Origin of the sequence: Streptomyces sp. NPDC015127, from assembly GCF_043080095.1 — a bacterium.
GTDB lineage: Bacteria > Actinomycetota > Actinomycetes > Streptomycetales > Streptomycetaceae > Streptomyces.
The window spans coordinates 179,712-202,059 of sequence record NZ_JBIBVE010000010.1 but is presented as its reverse complement, the minus strand read 5'-3'; the positions used below and the strand labels follow the sequence as shown (position 1 = coordinate 202,059).

Genomic DNA, 22,348 nt, shown 5'->3' with positions numbered 1-22,348 from the left:
TCAGCTCAGCTGGGACCGGACCTGGGAGGAGATGAGCTCCAGGTGTTCGAGATCGTCCAGGTCCAGCACCTGGAGGTAGATGCGCGACGAGCCGGTCGCCGCGTAGCGGCCGATCTTGTCGACGACCTCGGCCGGGGAGCCGGCCAGCCCGTTCGCCTTGAGCTCGTCGACCTCACGGCCGATCGCCGCCGCGCGGCGGGCCACCTCGGCGTCGTCCTTGCCGACGCACACCACCAGTGCGTTCGAGTAGACCAGATCGTCCGGGGAGCGGCTGGCCTGCTCGGCGGCGGCACGGACGCGGCCGAACTGGCGCTCGGTGTCCTCGAGCGAGGCGAAGGGCAGATTGAACTCGTCCGCGTACCGCGCGGCCAGTCGGGGGGTGCGGGTGGCTCCGTGGCCGCCGATCAGCACGGGGACTCTGTCCTGGGCGGGCTTGGGCAGGGCCGGCGAATCCTTCAGCTGGTAGTGGGTGCCCTCGTAGGAGTAGGTCGCGCCGACCTCGGTGGCCCACAGGCCGGTGATGATCTCCAGTTGCTCCTCGAGGCGGGCGAACTTCTCCTTGGGGAAGGGGATGCCGTACGCCCGGTGCTCCTCCTCGAACCAGCCCGCGCCCAGCCCCAGTTCGACGCGGCCGCCCGACATCTGGTCGACCTGGGCAACCTGGATGGCGAGCACGCCCGGGAGCCGGAAGGTGCCGGCCGTCATCAGGGTCCCGAGGCGGATCCGTTTGGTCTCGCGGGCCAGACCGGCCAGCGTGATCCAGGCATCGGTCGGACCGGGCAGTCCGTCGGCCGAGCCCATGCGCAGGTAGTGGTCGGATCGGAAGAAGGCGTCGAAGCCGAGCTCCTCGGCGGCTTTGGCGACGCTCAGCAGGGTCTCGTAGCTCGCCCCTTGCTGGGGCTCGGTGAAGATTCGAAGATCCATGCATCCATCCTGCACCTGTCGCCGCGGTGGAATCCGGTGCGCCGGGCGGATGAGGGGTTCGGTCGTACGTGCGCCGGCCGGTTGCACCGGAACACCGCGCCGACCTTGCACGTGACGGGCCTCGCCGGGCCCGTGGCCGGCCCGCGCACGGGACGGCCCGTGGAGTCCATGTCACGGCGCACCGGCCGCCGGATCCATCTCCGCGACGGATCCCGCCGGGCCCGCGCGGCCGCGGACCGCTTCGGGCGGGCGCTCGTGCTCGGCGAGGCGGCGCAGCATGCCGCGCACCCGATCGCTCGACTCGTCCGCGGCGTCTATCGTCTCGATGCACTGCCAGTAGAGCCCCTCGTCGTCCGTGGCGCAGGCGACGCCGACGAGAGCGATGCCGACCTCGCCGAGCAGGGTGTTGAGCCCGGTCAACGCCGCCTCGGGATCAGCCACTTCGGTCAGCTGCGCGGCTCGCACGCCGCCGCTGCGCACCATCGGGTGGTCGAGCACCCCGCACCCCCGCCCGCCGATCTCGCCGAGCCCCCGGGCCTCGCCTCTCAGCTCGGCGGGCCCGCTCGCGGCGAGCCGGCTGCCGATCGCCTGGGCCAGGGCCTGGATCTGCCACGCCTCGGCCACGATCTCCGGCACGGACCGGCTCCGCGCCAGTGCGTGGCCACTGATCTCGATGAGTCGTAACGCTTCCATGAACGCGCCCCCGTTCGTACGACTGTCCGCCCACTCAGTTCATTACCCAGAGTGAAGGTCTTCGACCAGAAAAGCCAGGGGAATTCGGAAATCTGTGGACACCAAGGCAGTTGTGGATAACTCGACAACTCCAAAGAGTGACGAAGGGCTGTCGAAGCAGCCCGGCCACCCCTTCCACCCCTCCGTCCACCGCGCCCCGGCGGCGCCTCCGCCACCGGCCCCCAGCGCCCCACCGCCGCGAGCCCCGGCACCCCCGGCGCCCCGGCGGCGCGCCCCGACGCCGCTACTCCGCCGGGAAACGCCGCTCGTTGCGGTCGATCTTCTCGGACAAGGCCCGCAGCACGTCGATCCCGAGCACCTCGCAGAACTGGAGCAGATAGGCGAGCACGTCCGCGACCTCGTCGCGCACCCGGTCCGCCGTGTCGGGCGACTCCATCACCCGCGCCGACTCGTCGGGCGTCAGCCACTGGAAGATCTCGACCAGTTCGGCGGCCTCGACGCTCAGCGCCACCGCCAGGTTCTTCGGCGTGTGGTACGGCTGCCAGTCGCGTGCCGCCGCGAACTCCGCCAGCCTGCGCTGCAGTCCCGCCACGTCCAGCCCGTCGTCTCTCGTCACGGCACCAGGTCTACCACCGACACCCCCTCGGCCCCCCGCGCGCACGACGGATCGGACACGGCCCCGACCAGCCGGATATGCCCCCTCGCGCACATCTCGGCCGCGAGGGCGACCAGTTCACGCGCCTGCGCGGGATCCAGGCAGCGGTCGAATCCGTCCGCGAGCACCGTGAGCGACTGATACGCCGCCGGCACCTCGGCCACCTGGTCCACGGACAGCACCCCCGGACCGGTGAGCAGCACCAGGGCCAGGGCCAGGTACCTCAACTCGCCCTCCCCCAGCCGCCCGAGGGGCGTGCCCGCGCCGGAGCCGCCGCGCGCGAGCAGCGCCCGCACCGTGCCGTTCCCCAGCTCCTCCACGCACAGGTCCGTCACCTCCCCCGCGCAGCCGACGCGCGCCGCCGCGGCGAGCCGGGCGTGCCGCTTGCCGCATTCGCTGCGCGTACGGTGCAGAACCTCGGCCAGGTTGTCGCATCCGCGCCGCAGCCTGCCGGGCCCCGCGGCGACCGGCTCACGCATCCGGTGCGGCCGCGGGTCGCAGGCGAAGACGGACCTCAGCGCGAGGACCACCTGCTCGGCCGCCGCCAGCACCCGTAGCTGCGCCTGCGTCCTTCCGGCGACGTGCAGCGGCAGCAGGGCGGTGCCGAGCCGGTCACCGGGCAGCCGGCCCCGGGTGACGCCGGCCGCACCGGAGGTGTGCCAGGCGGCCTCCACCTCCGGGCGGCCGGGATCGCGCAGGGCCGTGGCGAGTAAGGTCCGTCCGCCGCTGGTCAGCCGTTCCCCGACGATTCGCAGGCGCGGCACGGCCTGGACGGCGAGGTCGAGGAGGACCGGTCCCGCGGGGCCGTCCACGGTGCATCCGATCCGGAAGCCCCGGCGTCCCTGGCGGTCGGTCCGTGCCCCTTCGGGAACGCACGCGGCCGGCTCGGGGAACGCGGTGCGAAGGTCGTGTCCGGCGCCGAGCAGCGCGAGTGCCTCGTACGCCTCGAGCGCACTCGACTTGCCGCTGCCGCTGGCGCCCGTGAGGAGTGTCATGGGGCCGAGGGCGAGCGCCGTTCCCCGGTGCCTCCGGTAGGCGGAGAGCCGTAGTTCGGTGACCGCGGGCCGGGCTGCGCCCGCCTCTTCGGGCAGCGTCTTCCGGCCGATGACCAGTGTGTTCGCGTCCATGCAGCGGGACGGTACGCACCATGATCACCGCCGAACCGTTCCGCCGCGTCGGCCGTCCTACGAATGAGGTACGGCGTCCGCCTCGACTCCCTCCACCTCGGTGCCGACGGGGGCCAGGAGGAACACGTTGCGATCCACCCGGTGCATTCCGCTGCCGAGCCCGAAGACGACACCGCTGCTGAAGTCCAGGATCCGCTTGGCCACTTCGGCGTCGGCGGCAGTCAGGTCCAGCAGGACGGGCGTGCGGTTGACGAGGTACTCGGCGACCTCGCGGGCGTCGGCGAAGACCTGCACCCGCAGGACGACGAAACGACGGTGCTCGGCGGCCGCGTAGTCCTGCGGGACGGTCCGGTGGTCCACCCGCGACGGCCACTCGTTGCGGCTGCGCAGCGGCACCACCTGCGCCAGGCCCTCCCACTGCTCGTCGGTGACGTCGTACCTCTCGTACCTACTCATGGGACCATCCTCCCGCCCCTCACCCGTTCGGCCCAACAGCGACACGGGGTGAGGGGCGGGCGGATCGCGATCGGTCAGCCGCGCTCGAAGACCGCGACCGTACGCGCCGGAACCGTGAAGGTTCCCGAAGTCGGCTCGTACGACGCGGACTTCACCACCCCGTCCGCACCGGAACGCTGCACCGGGTGGAGCCCGTACGCCATGCCCGCCAGGCCCCCGACCCGCTGGGTCTGCCGCTCGGGCGTGGCATTGAACACCACGACGAGGTCGCCGAGCCGCATGGTGATCACGCCCGGGGTCTCGTCCGTGCCGGACAGCGGGAAGGACAGTGCGGACTGGACGTCCTCGGCGGTGGCCATGCCGAAGGCGGGCTCGGTGGTCCGGATCCGCAGCAGATCGCGGTAGGCGGCCGAGGCGCCGTCGATCTGCGCGCAGCCGGGCGTGAGCGCCGCGCCTGTCAGCAGCGGCTTCGCGTAACCCCACTTGGCCTTGTTGTCGGCGGCGGGCGGCAGGCCGCGGCCGAAGCCGTTGCCGTCGCGGCAGTCCCAGTGGATCGCGTTGAACCAGTCGCCGCTGTCGTAGGAGTTGCGGTCCAGCGACTTGGAGCGCAGCAGGTCGGTGCCCGCCTGGGAGAGCGCGGGCCCCTGCGACAGAGCCGAGGTCGCCATCGCGAGCACCTGCATGCGCGCCCTGTCCGCCGCGGACGTGCCGGCGGGGAGCTTGAAGGCGAGTGCGTCGTACAGCGTCTCGTTGTCGTGGGCGTCCGCGTAGGCGAGCGCGTCACCGGGCGCCGCGGCGTAACCGGCCGGCGAACCGTTGTAGTCGACCTCGGATCCCTTGACCGTGCGGCCGCGCGTGTCCGTGAAGGAGTACGAGGCGAGGTTGCCCGACAGCCCGACCTTGATCAGGTCCTGGTAGTGCAGCAGCCGCGCCCTCTGCTCCGCCTCGGTGCCGTTGGCCTTCGAGGAGTTGGGGTCGGTGTACAGGCCCGAGGCGAAGCCCTGCACGCCCGGGTCGTCGTCGAACGGACCGCCGCCGCGCACGGCGTCGCGCGCCCGGTCGGAGAAGGTCGCGATGCCGGTGCCGGCCATGTTCTTCTGGGTGGCCTGGACGAAGCGGGCGTCGTCGGCGATCTCGCCGAAGTTCCAGCCCTCCCCGTACAGGACGATCTTCTTCCCGTCGACGCCGTCCCGCTCCACGGTCAGCTCGTCGAGTGCCTCGCGCACCGACAGGATGTTGGCCTTCGGGTGGTGGCCCATCAGGTCGAAACGGAAGCCGTCCACCTTGTATTCGCGGGCCCACGTCACGATCGAGTCCACGACGAGCTTGCCCATCATGGCGTTCTCGGGCGCGGTGTTGGCGCAGCAGGTGGAGGTGGCCACGGAGCCGTCGGCGAGCAGCCGCTGGTAGTAGCCGGGCACGATCCTGTCGAGCACGGACCTCTCGGCCTGGCCGCTCGCGACGGTGTGGTTGTAGACGACGTCCATGACGGTGCGCAGACCGTCCTCGTTGAGGGACTTCACCATCTGCCGGAACTCGACCGTGCGCCTCGTGCCGTCCGGGTCGGTGGCGTACGAGCCCTCGGGGACCGTGTAGTGGAAGGGGTCGTAGCCCCAGTTGTATGCGTCCTTCGCGGCGGCCTTCGCGACGCAGGCCTGCTGCTCCTCCGAGTCGGGTGCATAGATCTTCAGGTCGCACTCGGGCTGCTGCTGGTCGGCCTTCTTCTCGGGGATGGTGCCGATGTCGAAGGCGGGCAGCAGGTGGACGTAGGAGGTACCGGCGCCGGCGAGTGCGCGCAGGTGCCGCGAGCCCTTGCTGTCCTTGTCGGCGAAGGCGAGGTACGTACCCCGGTGCTCGGCCGTCGGGTCCGCGACGGAGAAGTCGCGGATGTGCAACTCCTGGATCTGGGCGTCCTTCAGCGGCACGGCGGCGGGCTTCTTCAGGGCGGACCAGCCGGCCGGGGCCAGGGACGGGTCCGAGAGGTCGACGACGATGCTCTTCTCGGAGTCCGCCGTCAGGGCGAGCGAGTAGGGGTCGGTGACCGTGTTGGTGACGACCTTCCCGGCGCTGGGGGCCCAGACCGTGACCTGGTAGCGGTAGGCGTCGCCCTTCCAGCTCCGCTTTCCGCGGACGGACCAGACGCCGGCCTCGTCGCGGTGCATCGCGACGGTCTTCCCGTCGAGTTCGAGCGAGACCTGCTGCGCGGTCGGCGCCCACAGCCGCAGCGTGGGCACGCCCTTGCGGTCGAACGTCGCCCCGAGCGACGCCTGGGTCGCCTTCGCCGCGTACAGGTCGTCGAGGACGCCGGCGATCTGGACGCCGGTGGCTGCGACGACGGCGCCGTTGGCCGCGTACTGGGCGGCGACGAGCCGGCCCTTCAGCGCCTCGCGGACGCGGTCCCGGTCGCGCGGGTCGACGGAGAAGGCGCGGTAGGACTTCAGGTGCGGGAACTTCTCCTTCTGCGCGCCGGTCAGCTCCGTGCTGTTCAGCCGCAGGACCTGCCGGTCACCGGTGAGGGTGCCGTCCTGGACGGTGATCGACCCGTCGCGGGAGGAGAGGAGCACGGCGGCCGCGGCGGCGTCGCTGCCGTTCCAGGCGACGGTGGTCTCGTCGATCCAGACGGCGTGCGCCTTGGTGAGGTCCAGGGCCGCGCCGCCGCCCTTGGGCTGCGGCAGCAGGTACTTCTCCTGGCCCGCCAGCAGCCACACCTCGTGGCCGGTGGCCTTGAGGTCGAGCGACTGGTCGGAGGGCAGGTCCTTCTGGTCGCCCTTGTGCAGGATGTAGCTGAGCGAGGTGGCGCCGGGTGCGAGCGGCACCTCGAAGACGGCGCCGTACGCGTCCGTCCGTACGGGCTCCAGGGGCTTGGACCAGTCGGTCGGTTGCGCGGCTCCGGTCCAGGTGTGCAGACCCCAGCCCGCGTGGTCTCCGTCGGCCCGCCGGTAGTGCAGGACGGCCTTGGACGTGTCCTGGGGCGGGTAGGCGCCCTCGGGCGCGGTGTCGGACAGGCCGGTCCTGCCCTGCTCGATCCACACCTCACCCGTCCTGGACAGGTCGATGGTGCGGTCGGCGTCGGTGTCCTTCACGCCGTCCTTGTTCACGGCGATGAAGCCGACGGAGGAGGCGCCGGGCTTCAGCTTCACGTAGGCGAAGGCGCCGTACGCGTCTCGGCCGGTGAAGGGCTTGCCCGCGGGCCAGGTGGTGCCTTCGCCGTCGGCGATGTCGCCCCACGTGTACAGGCCCCAGTCGGCGTAGTCTCCGTCGGCGCGCTTGTAGTGGACGATCGCGTAGTCCCGCTGGGTCGCGGTCGGGGGCTGTTCGACGGCGGGGGCGCCGCTGGTCGTGGCGGCCGTCGCGCTCGCGGTGCGGCCCTCGGAGTCGACGACGACGGCCTTGTAGCGCAGGGCGGTTCCGGCGGGGGCCGTGATGTGCTGGGTGACCTTGTACGGGGCGTGGTCGGCGGACCCGAGGACCTGCCAGGGGCCGTTGCCCACCTGCGCGGCGAAGACGACCCGGTCGAGCTGCCCGCCCTTGGTGTCGGCGGAGATCCCGACGGTGCCGGTGGCGCCGGCCTCGGGGGCCTTCAGCTCGACGGACGGCTTCCCGTCCGGTGCGCCGAGCGGCTTCGCCGCCTTGAGCACGAGCGACGACAGCGCCGGGACCGTGACCTCGACGGTCCGGTCGTCTCCGCTGCGCACAGTGGCGTCGCCGCCGTGGATCGCGGTGAAGTCCGTGCCGGCCGAACCCGTCGGGATGCGCACCGTCTTCGCGGCGCTCGCGTTGTTCAGGGCCACGACGTACTCGGTCTTCGCCTGGGCGTCCGTGCGGGAGAAGGCGTACACGGAGCCCTCGGCGTAGCGCTCCTGCTGCACGCCGTCCCGCAGCGCCGGGTGGGCGGTGGTCAGCTTCGACAGCGCGGCGACCGACCGGTACAGCGGGTGGGAGGTGTCGTACGCGTCCTCGGCGTGGGTGCGGCCCGTGCCGAGCTGGTCGTCGTCGAGGTAGTCCGCGGTCCGCGAGGCGAACAGCGTCTGGCGCGCGTCCTTGTCGCCGCCCGCACCGGTGTAGCCCTGCTCGTCGCCGTAGTAGATCACCGGGTTGCCGCGGCTGAGGAACATCAGCTCGTTGGCGAGCCGGTAGCGCCGGAGCAGCTCGGCGTCGTCGGCGCGCGGGTTGTCCTGCCGCAGGAAGGTGCCGAAGCGGCCCATGTCGTGGTTGCCGAGGAAGGACACGGACTCGTAGGCGTTGGCCTTGTCCGTGGTGTAGCGGTAGTCCTGCGCGAAGAGGTTCGCGAGCTTGTCGGCGGAGCCGCCCTGGGAGGCGAAGTTGCGTGCCGCGTCCTGGAAGGGGAAGTCGAGGGTGGCGTCGAGGCGGCCCCGCGTGACGTACGGCGAGGTGATCGCCGGGTCGCCCGAGTAGACCTCGCCGAACATGAAGAAGTCGTCCCGGCCCCGCTTGGCGGCGTACGCGTCGAGCGCCGTCGCCCACTGGGTCCAGAACTCCATGTTGACGTGCTTCACGGTGTCGATGCGGAAGCCGTCGATGTCGAAGTCGCGCACCCAGCGCTGGTAGATCTTCTCCATCCCCTCGACGACCTCGGGCCGCTCGGTCCACAGGTCGTCGAGACCGGAGAAGTCGCCGTGCTCGGCGGACTCGCCGGCGAAGGTCGAGTCGCCCCGGTTGTGGTACATCTCCGGGTCGTTGAGCCAGGCCGGGACCTTGAGGTCCTTCTTGGCGGCGGGCACGACGGGGGTGCGGGGGAAGGAGTCCTCGTCGGTCTCGGGGAAACGGCGTGTCCCGTCCGCATAGTCGCTGTCGTCGAACGGCTCGCCGTCCTTCGTCAGGTACGGGAAGGCTCCCTTGGAGAGATAGCCGTACGACTTCTCCTGGTAGTCGACGACGTCGGCGGTGTGGTTGGTGATGACGTCGAAGAAGACCTTCATGCCCTTGTCATGGGCCTTGTCGATCAGCCGCTCCAGGTCGGCGTTGGTGCCGAAATGGGGGTCGACCTGGGTGAAGTCGGTGATCCAGTAGCCGTGGTAGGCGGCGCTTGCGTCCTTGCCCTCGCCCTGCACCGGCTGGTTCTTGAAGATCGGCGCCATCCAGATGGCCGTGGTGCCGAGCCCCTTGATGTAGTCGAGCCGCTCGGTCAGCCCCTTGAGGTCGCCGCCCTGGTAGAAGCCCTTGTCCGTGGGGTCGTAGCCGGTGGCGAGACGCGAACCGGTCAGACCGCCGCGGTCGTTGCCCGGGTCGCCGTTGGCGAAACGGTCCGGCAGGACGAAGTAGAACTGCTCGCGGGTCAGGTCGTGGCGGGCCGGCTGCGCGGCCAGGGCTCTGTCCGAGGGCGGCGGGGGCGGCTTCGGCGCGGCCACCGCCGGCAGGGCGGGGACGAGCGCCGCGACCGTCGCCGCGGCGGCGACGGCGGCCGCGCCCGGGCGCAGGCGGATACGGGGGCGTATCACAGCGGATCTCCTGGATGAGGGTGTGAACGGGTGCGGAGTGCCGCCCCGCTCCGGGGAGGAGGAGCGAGGCGGCGGGAGAGCGGTGGGATTCAGCCGCAGGAGCGTGCGCCGGTGTGCAGCGCGACGGCGGTGTTGGGGCCGAGGGTCGCGGTGAACTGGCCGGAGCCGTTCACCGTGACGGGCCGGTTGTTCTGGACGTCGCAGTAGGTGCCCGACGGGAGCGAGGTCTGGAAGGTCCGGGTGAGCGACCACGTCTCGTGGTTGATGGCCACGTACGCCTTGGAGCCGCGGCCGAAGGCGATCTGGTCGCCGCCGTTGTCCCACCAGTTGGTGACGGACTGCCCGCGGGAGACGTTGCGGAAGGCGACCATGGAGGAGATCTCGCGCCAGGCGTGCTGGCACTTCCAGCCGTCGCTCCAGCAGGCGTTGACGTGCCCGCCGTTGGGGGGTCCGGCGTCCTTGTCCGACCACTCGTAGCCGGAGTGCACGTCGGGCGACCCGTAGGGCCAGGCCAGCATGAAGACGTTCGCCAGGGTGTAGTCGGCGCCGTTCTTGTAGTTGAGCGTGTCGCCGCCGCGCTCGGTGTCGTGGTTGTCGACGAAGACACCGGACTTGGCGGACTCCATGTAGCCCCAGCCCTCGCCGTAGTTCTTCAGGTAGGCGAGGTTCTCGTTCTGGAAGACGCGCTTGAGGTCGCGTGCGTAGCGGAACTCCTGCACGTCGCCGTTGCCGAGGTACTCGCTCGGCGAGACGGCCTCGCCCGCGCCGTGGATGGCCTCCTGCTTCCAGTACACGGACGGGTTCGTCAGCTTGGCCTTGACGGCCGCGAGATCGCCGGCGGCCATGTGCTTGGCGGCGTCGATGCGGAAGCCGTCGACACCGAGCGACAGCAGGTCGTTCATGTAGCCGGCGATCTTCGTGCGGACGTACTCCTCGCCGGTGTCCAGGTCGGCGAGCCCGACGAGCTCGCACTCCTGCACGTTCCAGCGGTCCTGGTAGTTGCTGATCTGCGAGGTGCAGTTGTTCAGGTCGTACCAGGAGTACAGACCCGGGTAGTCGTACTTCCCGTACGCGGAGCCGCCGGTGCCCGTCCCGGAGCCCGCGGCCATGTGGTTGATGACGGTGTCGGCGACGACCTTGACGCCGGCGGCGTGGCAGGTGTCGATCATGTTCTTGAAGGCGGTCCGGTCGCCGAGGCGGCCGGCGATCCTGTAGCTGACGGGCTGGTACGACGTCCACCACTGCGGGCCCTGGATGTGCTCCTGGGGCGGCGAGACCTGGACGAAGCCGTAGCCTGCCGGACCGAGCTGGTCCGTACAGGCCTTGGCGACCGAGGAGAACGTCCACTCGAACATCACGGCGGTGACGTCCTTGTCGCCGGGCGGCGCGGCCTGGGCCGGGGCGGGGGCCGTGACGGCCGCAGCGGCTCCCGCCAGGACGGCGAGTGCAGCGGCCACGGTTCTGCGGGCCATGATTCCTCCTGCTCTTCAGGGAGGTGCGGATTCGAGGGTGCAGCCTCGTACGGTCAACGCGCCGTGCCCGCAAGGCCTTTGAGAATTCTTGTGCAAGAAGTCTGAAACTCGTTGCGGTCGAGACCGTACGACCCGCCCGACGACCCGGTCAACCCTCTGGACAGGAGTTCATGACGGGCTTGATGACAACCGGAAAACGTGGCCTTTCCGTGTCCGCAAACTCTTTCGCAAGTCATTGCAGCGGTGTTACGTTCAACCAGACTCCGGTCCGGCCCTTGACGGGGCCGTGGTTGATCCGGGGCAGGGGCCGTTGGTGGTCACCCCGAGTGGGTGGCTTCCACGGGGTCCGCGCCGGCCGGGGGTCCCGGTCCGTGCCGGGCCCTTACGCGCCCGGCCGGCCGGACCGGTCCCGTCAGGCGCCGCGGCCGGAAGGAGCCCCGGTGGAACCGCGGACCACAAGCTCGGGCTGGAAGACGAACTCCGTGCGCTGCACCGGATTTCCGTCGATCTCCTCGATCAGCGCGTCCACCGCGGCCGTCGCCATGGCCTGCACGGGCTGACGCACCGTCGTGAGCGGCGGGTCCGTGAACGCGATGAGCGGCGAGTCGTCGAAGCCGACGACCGAGACGTCGTGCGGCACGTCCAGACCGCGGCCGCGTACGGCGCGGATCGCGCCGAGCGCCATCAGGTCGCTGCCGCACACGATGCCGGTGCAGCCCGCGTCGAGCAGCGCGCCGGCGGCCACTTGGCCGCCCTCCACCGAGAACAGCGTGCGCCGGATGAGGTGCTGGGCCTCCTCGTGGGGGACGCCGAGCAGCGAGTGGAGGGCCGCGGTGAACCCCTCGGCCTTGCGGCGGGAGGGCACATAGCGGGTGGGGCCGACGGCGAGGCCGATGCGTTCGTGCCCCAGCTCCACGAGATGGCGCACGGCCATGCGCGCCGCCGAGCGGTCGTCGGGCGAGACGAAGTGCGCGTCGACCCGCTCGTTGAAGCCGTTGATGAGGACGAACGGCACGCCCCGGGAGGCGAGTCGCACATAGCGCGACGGATCGGCCGAGGTGTCGGCGTGCAGCCCGGACAGGAACACGATGCCCGTGACGCCGCGCTCCTCCAGCTGCTCCACCAGCTCGTCCTCGGTGGCGCCGCCCGGCATCTGCGTGCACAGCACGGGCGTGTACCCGTGCCCGGCCAGCACCTGCTCGATGACCTGGGCGAACGCCGGGAAGATCGGGTTGGTCAGCTCGGGGATGACGAGCCCGACCAGACCGGCGCTGCGCCGCTTGAGCCGTACGGGCCGCTCGTAGCCGAGCACGTCGAGCGCGGCGAGGACCCGGTGCCTGGTGGTCGCCGCGACACCCGCCTTGCCGTTGAGCACCCGGCTGACGGTGGCTTCGCTGACCCCGGCCTGGAGGGCGAGGTCGGCGAGCCTCGGGACGGCGTGCGTGGCGTCGCCCCGAGGCGGAGGGACCGTCACACCGCCCACCAGGCGGTGGTGTCGGCGGGGATCTCGGCCGTCCTGCCGGTGGCCTTCACCGTCGAACTGGCCAGCAGCAACTGCCCGTAGGCGGGCAGGGTGACGGGATCGGAGGTGGTGTTGGCCACGCAGACGAAGCCGCCACGGCGCAGGACGAGCACGCCGTCGGGGGCCTCAAGCCACTCCACCGCGTCGCCCGCGCCCAGCTCCGGCCGCGCGCGGCGCACCGCGAGGGCGCTGCGGTACAGCTCCAGCGTGGAGTCGGGATCGCCGGTCTGCGTCTCGACGCTGAGAGCGGCCCAGCTGTCGGGCTGCGGGAGCCAGCTGCCGCCGCTGCCGAAGCCGTACGAGGAGCCCTCGGCGGTCCACGGGATCGGCACGCGGCAGCCGTCGCGGAAGCCGTCCTGGCCGGCGGCGCGGAAGAACGACGGGTCCTGGCGGACTTCGTCGGGCAGGTCGGTGACGTCGGGCAGGCCGAGTTCCTCGCCCTGGTAGATGTACGCGGAGCCGGGCAGCGCCAGCATGAGCAGCGTGGCCGCGCGGGCCCTGCGCAGCCCCAGTGCGCGGTCGCCGGCCGTGCGGATCTGGGTGCCGAGACCCGCCGGGTTGGCGAAGCGGGTGGCGTGCCGGGTGACGTCGTGGTTGGACAGCACCCAGGTGGCGGGGGCGCCCACGGGCCGCATGGCCGCGAGCGACTGGTCGATCACGGCGCGCAGCTCGTCCGCGTCCCACGGGGTGCCGAGGTACTGGAAGTTGAACGCCTGGTGCAGCTCGTCGGGCCGCACGTAGTTCGCGGTGCGCTCCACGGTCGGCGTCCACGCCTCGGCGACGGCGATCCGCTCGCCGGGGTACTCGTCGAGGATCTTGCGCCAGCTGCGGTAGATCGCGTGCACGCCGTCCTGGTCGAAGAACGGCATGACGTCGTTGCCGAGCAGCTTCAGCTGGTCGTGGCTGCCCAGGTCCGGCAGGCCGTCGGCCTTGACCAGGCCGTGGGCGACGTCGACGCGGAATCCGTCGACGCCCATGTCGAGCCAGAAGCGCAGGATGGAGCGGAACTCGTCGGCGACGGCGGGGTGTTCCCAGTTGAAGTCGGGCTGCTCGGGTGCGAACAGGTGGAGGTACCACTCGCCGTCCGCGGTGCGCGTCCAGGCGGGGCCGCCGAAGATGGACTCCCAGTCGTTGGGCGGGAGTTCGCCGTTCTTCCCCTTGCCGGGGCGGAAGTGGTACCGGGCCCGCAGCGGCGACCCGGGGCCCTCGCGCAGTGCGCGCTTGAACCACTCGTGCTGGTCGGAGGAGTGGTTGGGCACGAGGTCCACGATGATGCGCAGGCCCAGCGCGTGGGCGTCGCGGATGAGCGCGTCGGCGTCGAGGAGCGAGCCGAACATGGGGTCGATGGCACGGTAGTCGGCCACGTCGTAGCCCGCGTCGGCCTGCGGGGAGGCGTAGAAGGGGCTGAGCCAGACGGCGTCGACGCCGAGGTCCTTCAGGTACGGCAGCCGGCTGCGCACTCCGTCGAGGTCGCCCATGCCGTCGCCGTTCCCGTCGGCGAAGCTGCGCGGATAGACCTGGTAGATCACCGCGTCGCGCCACCAGCCCGGCCGGGTGCTGTCGAGGGTGTGCGCGGGGGCAGCGAGGTGCTGGGTCATGTCTTCCCTGAGTAAGAGATGGCGGACGGGAAAAGGTCGGGGGCGCGTCAGGACTTCGCCGCGCCGGCGGTGAGGCCGGTGACCAGGTGGCGCTGGACGAGGTAGAAGACGAGCGACGCGGGCAGGGCGATGAGGACCGCGGTGGCGGCCATCAGGTCCCACTGGGTGTCGTACTGGCTGACGAAGGTGGTCAGGCCGATCGACAGGGTGTACTTGCCCTCGCTGAGCATGAAGACGGAGGCGTAGGCGACCTCGCCCCATGCGGTGAGGAAGGTGTAGAAGGCGGCCACCGCGAGGCCGGGCCGGGCGAGCGGCAGGATCAGCCGGTAGAAGGTGCCGAACGGGGTGAGTCCGTCGACGCGGCCCGCCTCGTCGATCTCGTGCGGGATGGTGTCGAAGTATCCCTTGAGCAGCCAGGCGCAGTACGGAACGGCCGTGGTGCAGTAGACGAGGATGAGGGCCCCGTAGGTGTCCAGCAGGCCCAGGTCGGCGACGATCTTGTAGAGCGGCACCATCAGGATGGCGACCGGGAACATCTGGGTGACCAGGAAGGTCCACATCAGCTGGCGGTAGCCGGGGAAGCGCATCCGGGAGACGGCGTATCCGGAGCTGGCGGCGATGAACACGCCGAGCACGCACGTGCCGAGGGCCACGATCATCGAGTTGCCGAACCAGGTGAGGAACTGGGTGTCGGCGAGCACGGCCGAGTAGTTCTCGAAGCTGATCTTCCCGGCGATCTCGTCGGGGTGGAGGAAGTCGGTCTTGTCCGGGCCGAGCGAGATCCAGGCGATCCAGCCGACCGGGAAGAAGGCGATGAAGCTCGCCACGATCAGGGTGGCGTGGATGGCGATCGAGGCGCCGCGGCTGCGCTCGCCGCGGCGGCGGCCGTCCGTCCGGTCGGCAGGGCGGGCGGGGCGCTTCGACGGGGCTGCGGCGGGACGTTCGGTGAGGGTGCTCATGTCGGTGGTGTCCTTGTCGGCGTCAGGCGGCGGACTGCTCGTTGCGCGCGAGCCAGCGCCGGTAGAAGGAGGCGAAGACGATGAGCATCGACAGGATGATCACGCCGTACGCGGCCGAGCCGGCGTAGTCGCGCGGGTCCTGACCGAAGCCGAGGCGGTACGCCCAGGTGACGAGGATCTGTGCCTCGGGGGCACCGGTCGCGCCGAAGAGCAGGAAGATCACGACGAACTGGTTGAAGGTCCAGATGACGCCGAGCAGGATCACGGTGGAGCTGACCGAGCGCAGACCGGGCAGTGTGACGTGCCGGAACCGCTGCCAGGCGCTCGCGCCGTCCATCTCGGCCGCCTCGTAGAGGTCGCCGTTGATGGACTGGAGGCCGCCGAGGAGCGAGACCATCATGAAGGGCACGCCGACCCAGACGTTGACCATGACGGCGGACGCGCGCTGCCAGACGACGTCGCTGAGCCAGCCGGGCTGCGGCAACTGCAGCCAGCCGAGTGCGGTGTTCAGGATGCCGCCCTCGTCGGCGAGGATCAGCCGCCAGGAGAAGACGGTGACGAAGGTGGGCACGGCCCACGGCAGGATCAGGACGAGCCGGTAGAAGGTGCGGCCGCGCAGCTTGCGGTTGAGCAGCAGCGCGAGGCCGAGCCCGATGCCGTAGTGGAAGGCGACGCAGACGACGGTCCACACGATCGTCCAGGCGAAGTGCGGCCAGAACTGGCCGTCGGCGCCGGAAAGGATCTGCGTGTAGTTGTCCAGGCCGACCCAGGAGAAGGAGTCCGGGATCTTGTTGACGCCGATGGTGCGGCCGATGTTCGTGCTGTCGGCGTCGGTCATCGACAGGTAGATGCCGCGGACGAGCGGATACAGCACCAGCACGCCGAGCACGAGGACGACCGGGGCCACCATGGCCCAGGCGTACCAGTTCTTCTCGTACGACAGCTTCATGCGGGCAAAGCGCCCGGGGCGCGGGGCGCGCCCGCGCTCGGCGGCGGTTGCGCCCTCAGCGGCGACGGTCATCTTCGGCACCTTCTCGGCGTTCTTCTCGGCAGTTGACTGCGGGAGTCGGTCGGGACGCGGCTGTGCGGCCGGCCCGCCCCGTCAGGAGGGCGGGCCGGCCGCTTCGCTCAGGAGTAGTCCTGGAGCAGCTTCTTGTAGGCCGCGGCGGTGTCGTCCAGGCCCTTCTGCACGCTCACCTTGTCCTGGAGGATCTTGGTGACGTTGGTCTCGAAGTCGGTGTACAGGGAGCTGTAGCTCGGGTCCGAGCCGCGGGCCTTGCCGCTCTCGGCGAGCACGGTCTGCATGTCGGCGAAGCCGGGCAGCGCCTTGACCTCGGCGGTGTAGGCGGAGGTGCGGGTCGGCAGGGTGCTGTTCTTCAGCGCGATCTTCGCCTGGGTCTCACCGGAGGTCATGAAGCCGATGAACTTCTGCGCGGCCTTCTGGTGGGCGGCGTCGGAACCGGCGTAGAGCGACAGGTTGTGGCCGCCGATCGGGGCGCCCGCGGTGCCGGTCGAGCCGGCCGGGACCGTGGAGATGCCCAGGTTCTTCGCGTCCTTGAACGCGGCACCCTTGTAGATGTTGGTGAGCTCCCACGGGCCCTGGACGATCATCGCGACCTTGCCGGTCGTGAAGGCGTCCTGCATGTGGGCGTAGGCGTCGGCGGAGACGTCGAGCTTGGCGACACCATCGGAGGCGAGCAGGCTCTTGCTCGTCTCGATGGCCTTGGCGGCCTTGTCCGAGTTGACGGTGATCTTCTTGCCCTCGGAGTCGATCAGGTCGACGCCCTCGCCGTAGAGGAACGGCATCTGGTAGTAGCCGGCCTTGTTCAGCCAGAAGCCGTCGGCGTCCGTCTTGTCGGCGACCGCCTTGGAGACCTTCTTCAGCTCGTCCCAGGTGGTGGGCGCCGCCTCGAAGCCCGCCTTCTTCAGGAGGTCCTTGTTCCACATGAGCGCGAGGGTGTCGGTGACGATCGGCGCGCCGTAGGTCTTGCCCTCGTACTGCGCCTGCTTCAGCAGGGCGGGCGTGATGTCCTCGGAGTTCTTCAGGGCCTCGGTGCCGTCGAGCGGGGCGAGGAACTGGGACTTGGCCCAGGCACCGGTCCAGCCGACGTCGGCACGGATGATGTCGGGGGCGCCCTTGCTGCCGGCCGCGGTCTGGAACTTGTTCTGGGCCTGGTCGAAGGGGACGTTCACGTACTTGACCGTGATGTCCTTGTTGGCCGCCTCGAACTCCTTGATGAGGGCCTTGTAGTTGGGCGCCTCGTTGGTCGCGTTCGAGGTGTCCCACCACGTGATGGTGACCGGGCCGTCTGCCTTGCTCTCGCCGCTGCCCCCACCGCACGCCGTCGCCGAGAGGGCCAGTGCCGCTACCAGCGCGGTGGCCGCTATGCCACGCCGCATGTGAACTCCTTCAACTGTGCCCGGAAGGGCGGAGGCGAAGACGTGCCTCCCGCCGACCGCTCCCTCGCGGCGCCGGGTTGTCCAGGAACGTAACAGGGCTGAAAAGCATCGGAAAGACCTTGCGGCAAATTTCTGCAAGGACTGGTGATCGTTACATTCGTGTGTCCGGAGAGTTGCCATCGGATCGCTTGACACAGGTCCCCCGACACAGGGTGCCCCGTGCTGCAAGGTGCCCGCAAGCACCCCGCAAGGCTTTGCAGAGCCCTGTCCGGACGCTTCCGTCATCGCACCGGAACCGACCGAATCCCGTGCGTGGTGGGCAATCCCCCGTACGCCCGGTACAGTCCACTGACATGACCGCGCGGCTCGCCGACATCGCAGCCCAGGCGGGGGTCAGTGAAGCCACAGTCAGCCGCGTGCTCAACGGCAAGCCCGGTGTGGCCGCGGCCACCCGTGAGTCCGTCCTTGCCGCACTCGACGTGCTCGGCTACGAACGGCCGGTGCGGCTGCGCCAGCGCAGCGCCGGCCTGGTCGGCCTGATAACCCCCGAGCTGGACAACCCCATCTTCCCGGCGCTGGCGCAGGTGATCGGCCAGGCGCTGACCCGCCAGGGGTACACCCCCGTCCTCGCTACCCAGACGCCCGGCGGCTCCACCGAGGACGAGCTCACCGAGATGCTGGTCGACCGGGGCGTCTCCGGCATCATCTTCGTCTCCGGCCTGCACGCCGACACCACCGCCGACATGGAGCGCTACGACCGGCTCCGGGCCCAGGGCGTGCCGTACGTGCTGGTCAACGGCTTCTCCTCCAAGGTGCAGGCCCCCTTCGTCTCGCCCGACGACCGGGCCGCCATGCATCTGGCGGTGACCCACCTGGTCTCGCTCGGCCACACCCGGATCGGCCTCGCGCTCGGGCCCCGGCGGTTCGTGCCGGTGCTGCGCAAGATAGAGGGCTTCCAGGCCGCGATGCAGGAACGGCTGGGCCTGACCCCCGAGGAGTCGCAGGAGCTGATCCAGCACTCGCTCTACACGCTGGAGGGCGGCCAGGCGGCCGCGTCCGGGCTCATCGCCCGCGGCTGCACGGCGATCGTCTGCGCCAGCGACATGATGGCGCTCGGCGCCATCCGCGCGGCGCGGCAGCAGGGGCTGCACGTGCCGAAGGACATCTCGGTGGTCGGCTTCGACGACTCGCCGCTCATAGCGTTCACCGACCCGCCGCTGACCACGATCCGCCAGCCCGTGCAGGCCATGGGCCAGGCCGCGGTGCGCGCGCTGCTGGAGGAGGTGGGCGGCACGCCGGCCCCCCACAGCGAGTTCGTGTTCATGCCGGAGCTGGTGGTCCGCGGCTCGACCGCGTCGGGAACGAAGAGGTCCAACTCCGACCAGTGACGGGGCCGGGCCGAGTGCGGCCAGGCACGGAGGCCGAGCCGGACCAGGGGGCGGCCCGCGCCGTCGGGCACGGCTCCGCTGCCCGGCCGACGGCGGCCCGCGTCATCGAGTACCGCTCCGCTGCCCGGCACGGCCGGCCGCGACGGGCATGCCGACCGTCAGGCGGCGGTGGGCGTGATGCCGCCCCGGGCGGTCGCCGCGACGGCGACGAGCCGGTCGCCCGCGTCGACTCCGGCACCGCGCGCGGGGCCCGTCTCGCCGTCCGTCCCCCGGCCGCTTCCGGCTGCCGAAGGATCGTCACGGCTCTCCGTCAGCCGGCCCGGCGGCCGCGGCGTCCGGTACGGCGCCGTTGGGGTGGCCGGCCGCCCCGTGCCACCATGAAGATCCGTCCGCGGGAGCCGCCGCGGGACCCCGGCCACGAGGTACTGCTGTGACGAAGCCCGCCGCCCGCGAGCCGCAGAGGCGCAACGCGCGGTCCAACCGCGCCCGGATCCTCACCGTCGCACGGAGCGAACTGGCCTTCAGCCCCGACACCACGCTGGAGGAGATCGCGCGGGCCGCCGGTGTCGTGCGCCGCACCGTCTACGGCCACTTCCCTGGGCGAACGGCCCTGCTGGAGGCGCTCGCCGACGAGGCCGCGGAGGCCCTGCGGGCCGCTGTCGGCGCGTTCACGGCAGCGGGCGCGCCGGACGAGCCGGCCGAGCGCGCGCTCGCCCGTTTCGTGCTCACCATCTGGCCGGTCGGCGACCGCTACCGGATGCTGATCGCCCTTGCCCGGCGCGATCTCGGCGTCGAGCGCGTCACCGAGGTCCTCTCCCCCGCGCGCACCACGGTGAACGCGATCCTGGAGCGCGGCCAGGCGGCCGGTTCGTTCCACTCCCACGTCCCGGCGCCCGCCCTCAGCGCGGCCCTGGAGTCCCTGACGCTGTCGCTCCTTGAGAGCGTCAACGCCTGTGCTTGGAAGGACAACGGGCGGGCGACCGCGATCACGACACTCGTCGCGGCGGGAGTGGCCGCCGCCCGCGCGGAGGCCGAGGTGCTCGCGCTCGTGGCCGAGCCGGCAGTCCCGGCCGGTGCCGAGCGTGCCGGGGACGCCGGAGCAGAGGGCTGATGCGCGCACTCCCCCGGGTGCGCGTCGCCGCCGCCACCGTCCTGCTGACGCTGCTCGGCGCGTGCTCCACGACCACGGACCCCGCACCCGGCCCAGGCGGCGACAGCGTGCGCCTCCCGCCGCCCGGCGCGGTGTTCGACTACCAGCTGGGCGGCGCCTATCCGCCGGCCGGCGACGTCGAGGCCGTCTCCCGGGACCGCGCCGCCGAGCCCGTACCCGGCCTGTACAACATCTGCTACGTCAACGCCTTCCAGACACAGCCCGGCGACGCCGTCGCCTGGTGGCGGAAGAACCACCCGGACCTTCTGCTGCGCGGGCGCGACGGGGAGCCCGTCGTCGACGAGGACTGGGACGAGCCGCTGCTCGACATCTCGTCGGCCGCCAAGCGCCGCTCGCTGCTCGGTGTCGTCGGGCCGTGGATCGACGGCTGCGCGCGGCGCGGATTCGACGCGGTCGAGCCCGACAACCTCGACTCGTACACCCGCTCGGACGGCCTGCTCACCGAGGCCGACGCCCGTGACTTCGCCCGGCTGCTGGCGGACCGGGCGCACGCGCGCGGGCTCGCGATCGCCCAGAAGAACACCGCCGGACTGCTCGGCGCGCGCGAGGACATCGGCTTCGACTTCGCGGTCGTGGAGGAGTGCGCGCGCTACGAGGAGTGCCCCGACTTCGCCCGCGCCCACGACGGCCGCGTCTTCGACGTGGAGTACGAGCAGGGGGACTTCGCGACCGCGTGCCGCACGAGGGGCGGGCGGCTGTCCGTCGTCCTGCGCGACCGCGACGTGCGCCCGGCCGGGGAGCCGGGCCACGTCCGCAGGACCTGCTGAACGCCGCCTCCGCCCCGGCCGGGTGCTCCGCCCCCGTGCGCGCCGTCGACGAATCGGCGGCCGGTGGGCGGAGCAACCGCGATGGTCAGACGAGACCCTGGGCCAGCATCGCGTCCGCGACCCGCTCGAAGCCCGCGATGTTGGCGCCGGCCACGTAGTCGCCGGGCACGCCGTAGCGCTCGGACGTCTCGTAGCAGACACGGTGGATGTCGCCCATGATCAGGCCGAGTTCCTTCTCCACGCGCGCGGGCTCCCACGCCTCGCGGGAGGCGTTCTGGCGCATCTCCAGCGCGCTGACGGCGACACCGCCGGCGTTGGCCGCCTTGCCGGGGCCGAAGGCGACGCCCGCGTCCTGGAGGATGCGCACCGCCTCGGGCGTGCAGGGCATGTTGGCGCCCTCGGAGACCGCCCGCACTCCGTTGCGTACGAGGGTGAGGGCGTGCCGCGCCTCCAGTTCGTTCTGCGTGGCCGAGGGGAACGCGAGGTCGGCGGGCACGTCCCACACGCTGCCGCCCGGCACATAGCGGGCGGAGGACCCGCGGCGGTCCGCGTAGTCGCTGACGCGTCCGCGCTCGACTTCCTTGACCTGCTTGAGGAGTTCGACGTCGATGCCCTTCTCGTCGACCAGGCAGCCCTGGGAGTCGGAGCAGGTGACGGGGTGGGCACCGCTGTCCGTCAGCTTCTCGATGGTGTGGACGGCGACATTTCCGGAGCCGGAGACCACGGCCGTCAGTCCCGCGAGCTCCTCGCCGCGCCGGTTCAGCATCTCGGCGGCGAACAGCACGCTGCCGTAGCCGGTCGCCTGGGTGCGGAAGGCGGAGCCGCCCCATCCCAGTCCCTTGCCGGTGAGCACCCCCGCCTCCCAGCGGTTGGTCAGGCGCCGGTACTGGCCGAAGAGATAGCCGATCTCGCGGGTGCCCACACCGATGTCTCCGGCCGGCACATCGGTGTGTTCGCCGATGTGGCGGTGGAGCTCGGTCATGAACGACTGGCAGAAGCGCATGACTTCGGCGTCCGAGCGGCCTCGGGGGTCGAAGTCGCTGCCGCCCTTGCCGCCGCCGATGCCGAGTCCGGTGAGCGCGTTCTTGAAGATCTGCTCGAAGCCGAGGAACTTCACGACACCGAGGTTCACCGAGGGGTGGAAGCGCAGGCCGCCCTTGTAGGGGCCGAGCGCGCTGTTGAACTCCACCCGGAATCCCCGGTTCACGTGGACCGCGCCGCGATCGTCCTGCCAGGGCACCCGGAACATGATCTGCCGCTCGGGCTCGCAGAGCCGCTCGACGAGACCCGGCTCCGCGTACTCCGGACGCGCGGCGAACACGGCTTCCAGGCTCTCCAGGACCTCGCGGGCCGCCTGGTGGAACTCGGGCTCGCCCGGGTTGCGGCGCTCCAGTTCGGTGCGGAGAGCGGTCTGCCGGTCCTTCGCGGGTGAAGCTGTCACAGCGTGTCCCTTCCTGCCCGGCGGGCGCCGTCGGTGCCCGGCCGGGACGGTGGTCCGGTGTCGTTGCCGGCGAGGAGTACGGCCGTTCGGCCCTGGGGGTTCATACGGGCGGCCCCGCACGACGCCCCCGGCTCCTCACCGGGGCCCCTCCGGCCGGGCTCCGGCACGGGAAAGGGGAGGCGGCGAGGGGGCTGTCCGGCGGATCAGGGCCGGACAGGACGCGGCGTCTGGTGCGGTGCATCGCCAGGCGCCGGAGTGCCCTCATAGCTCCGCTATGAGGGCACTCCGGCAACGCAGCGAGGCGCCGTGCCAGGCG

At 71.2% G+C, this 22,348-nt stretch carries 15 protein-coding genes and 1 pseudogene; 3 read left to right on the top strand and 13 right to left on the bottom strand.

Annotated elements, in window-relative coordinates:
* From ACF08N_RS21110 to ACF08N_RS21055, 12 genes and pseudogenes are all read right to left on the bottom strand, one after another.
* A complete protein-coding gene (locus ACF08N_RS21110) occupies positions 1–924 on the bottom strand; it encodes an LLM class F420-dependent oxidoreductase (RefSeq protein WP_392326165.1) in 924 nt (307 codons plus the stop codon).
* A gap of 171 nt (positions 925–1,095) precedes the next feature.
* A complete protein-coding gene (locus tag ACF08N_RS21105; RefSeq protein ID WP_392326164.1) occupies positions 1,096–1,617 on the bottom strand; it encodes a DUF6099 family protein in 522 nt (173 codons plus the stop codon).
* Between the two features lie 283 nt (positions 1,618–1,900).
* The gene (locus ACF08N_RS21100; protein WP_392326163.1) at positions 1,901–2,233 is read right to left on the bottom strand and encodes a nucleotide pyrophosphohydrolase; all 333 of its coding nucleotides are present in this window, start codon (positions 2,231–2,233) and stop codon (positions 1,901–1,903) included.
* Positions 2,230–3,399, bottom strand: a complete 1,170-nt coding sequence (locus ACF08N_RS21095) for an AAA family ATPase (RefSeq protein WP_392326162.1) — start codon at positions 3,397–3,399, stop codon at positions 2,230–2,232. The genes ACF08N_RS21100 and ACF08N_RS21095 overlap by 4 nt, the downstream gene beginning before the upstream one ends.
* Positions 3,400–3,456: 57 nt before the next feature.
* The gene (locus ACF08N_RS21090) at positions 3,457–3,855 is read right to left on the bottom strand and encodes a cell division protein SepF (protein WP_392326161.1); all 399 of its coding nucleotides are present in this window, start codon (positions 3,853–3,855) and stop codon (positions 3,457–3,459) included.
* Between the two features lie 74 nt (positions 3,856–3,929).
* Positions 3,930–9,314 (bottom strand): pullulanase-type alpha-1,6-glucosidase, encoded by a 5,385-nt coding sequence (gene pulA / locus ACF08N_RS21085; protein ID WP_392326160.1) that lies wholly within the window; start codon positions 9,312–9,314, stop codon positions 3,930–3,932.
* Between the two features lie 92 nt (positions 9,315–9,406).
* Positions 9,407–10,786 (bottom strand): annotated as a pseudogene (locus ACF08N_RS21080) (alpha-amylase family protein); the annotation flags it as partial.
* 412 nt (positions 10,787–11,198) lie between these two features.
* Positions 11,199–12,269 carry a LacI family DNA-binding transcriptional regulator gene (locus ACF08N_RS21075; protein WP_392326159.1) on the bottom strand — a complete coding sequence of 357 codons (1,071 nt, stop codon included), beginning with the start codon at positions 12,267–12,269 and terminating at the stop codon, positions 11,199–11,201.
* Positions 12,257–13,906 carry a glycoside hydrolase family 13 protein gene (locus ACF08N_RS21070; RefSeq protein WP_392326158.1) on the bottom strand — a complete coding sequence of 550 codons (1,650 nt, stop codon included), beginning with the start codon at positions 13,904–13,906 and terminating at the stop codon, positions 12,257–12,259. The genes ACF08N_RS21075 and ACF08N_RS21070 overlap by 13 nt, the downstream gene beginning before the upstream one ends.
* A gap of 47 nt (positions 13,907–13,953) precedes the next feature.
* Positions 13,954–14,865, bottom strand: a complete 912-nt coding sequence (locus ACF08N_RS21065) for a sugar ABC transporter permease (RefSeq protein ID WP_392326157.1) — start codon at positions 14,863–14,865, stop codon at positions 13,954–13,956.
* Positions 14,866–14,887: 22 nt separating this feature from the next.
* Complete coding sequence (locus tag ACF08N_RS21060; RefSeq protein WP_392326156.1) at positions 14,888–15,886, bottom strand: carbohydrate ABC transporter permease; 999 nt, start codon at positions 15,884–15,886, stop codon at positions 14,888–14,890.
* A 107-nt stretch (positions 15,887–15,993) separates the two neighbouring features.
* Positions 15,994–17,265 (bottom strand): extracellular solute-binding protein, encoded by a 1,272-nt coding sequence (locus ACF08N_RS21055; protein ID WP_392326155.1) that lies wholly within the window; start codon positions 17,263–17,265, stop codon positions 15,994–15,996.
* Between the two features lie 353 nt (positions 17,266–17,618).
* On the opposite strand from ACF08N_RS21055, the gene ACF08N_RS21050 reads away from it, so the two are divergent.
* The 3 genes from ACF08N_RS21050 (at position 17,619) to ACF08N_RS21040 (ending at position 20,591) form a co-directional block, all read left to right on the top strand.
* Entirely contained in the window at positions 17,619–18,653 is a 1,035-nt protein-coding gene (locus ACF08N_RS21050; protein ID WP_392326154.1) for a LacI family DNA-binding transcriptional regulator, read from the top strand.
* Positions 18,654–19,083: 430 nt separating this feature from the next.
* Positions 19,084–19,764, top strand: coding sequence for a TetR/AcrR family transcriptional regulator (locus ACF08N_RS21045; protein WP_392326153.1), 681 nt, complete (start codon positions 19,084–19,086; stop codon positions 19,762–19,764).
* Positions 19,764–20,591 (top strand): endo alpha-1,4 polygalactosaminidase, encoded by an 828-nt coding sequence (locus ACF08N_RS21040; protein WP_392326152.1) that lies wholly within the window; start codon positions 19,764–19,766, stop codon positions 20,589–20,591. The genes ACF08N_RS21045 and ACF08N_RS21040 overlap by 1 nt, the downstream gene beginning before the upstream one ends.
* A gap of 85 nt (positions 20,592–20,676) precedes the next feature.
* Here the strand turns inward: ACF08N_RS21040 and gdhA are convergent, their stop codons facing one another.
* Positions 20,677–22,032, bottom strand: coding sequence for an NADP-specific glutamate dehydrogenase (gdhA, locus tag ACF08N_RS21035; protein WP_392326151.1), 1,356 nt, complete (start codon positions 22,030–22,032; stop codon positions 20,677–20,679).
* Positions 22,033–22,348 lie beyond the last annotated feature (316 nt).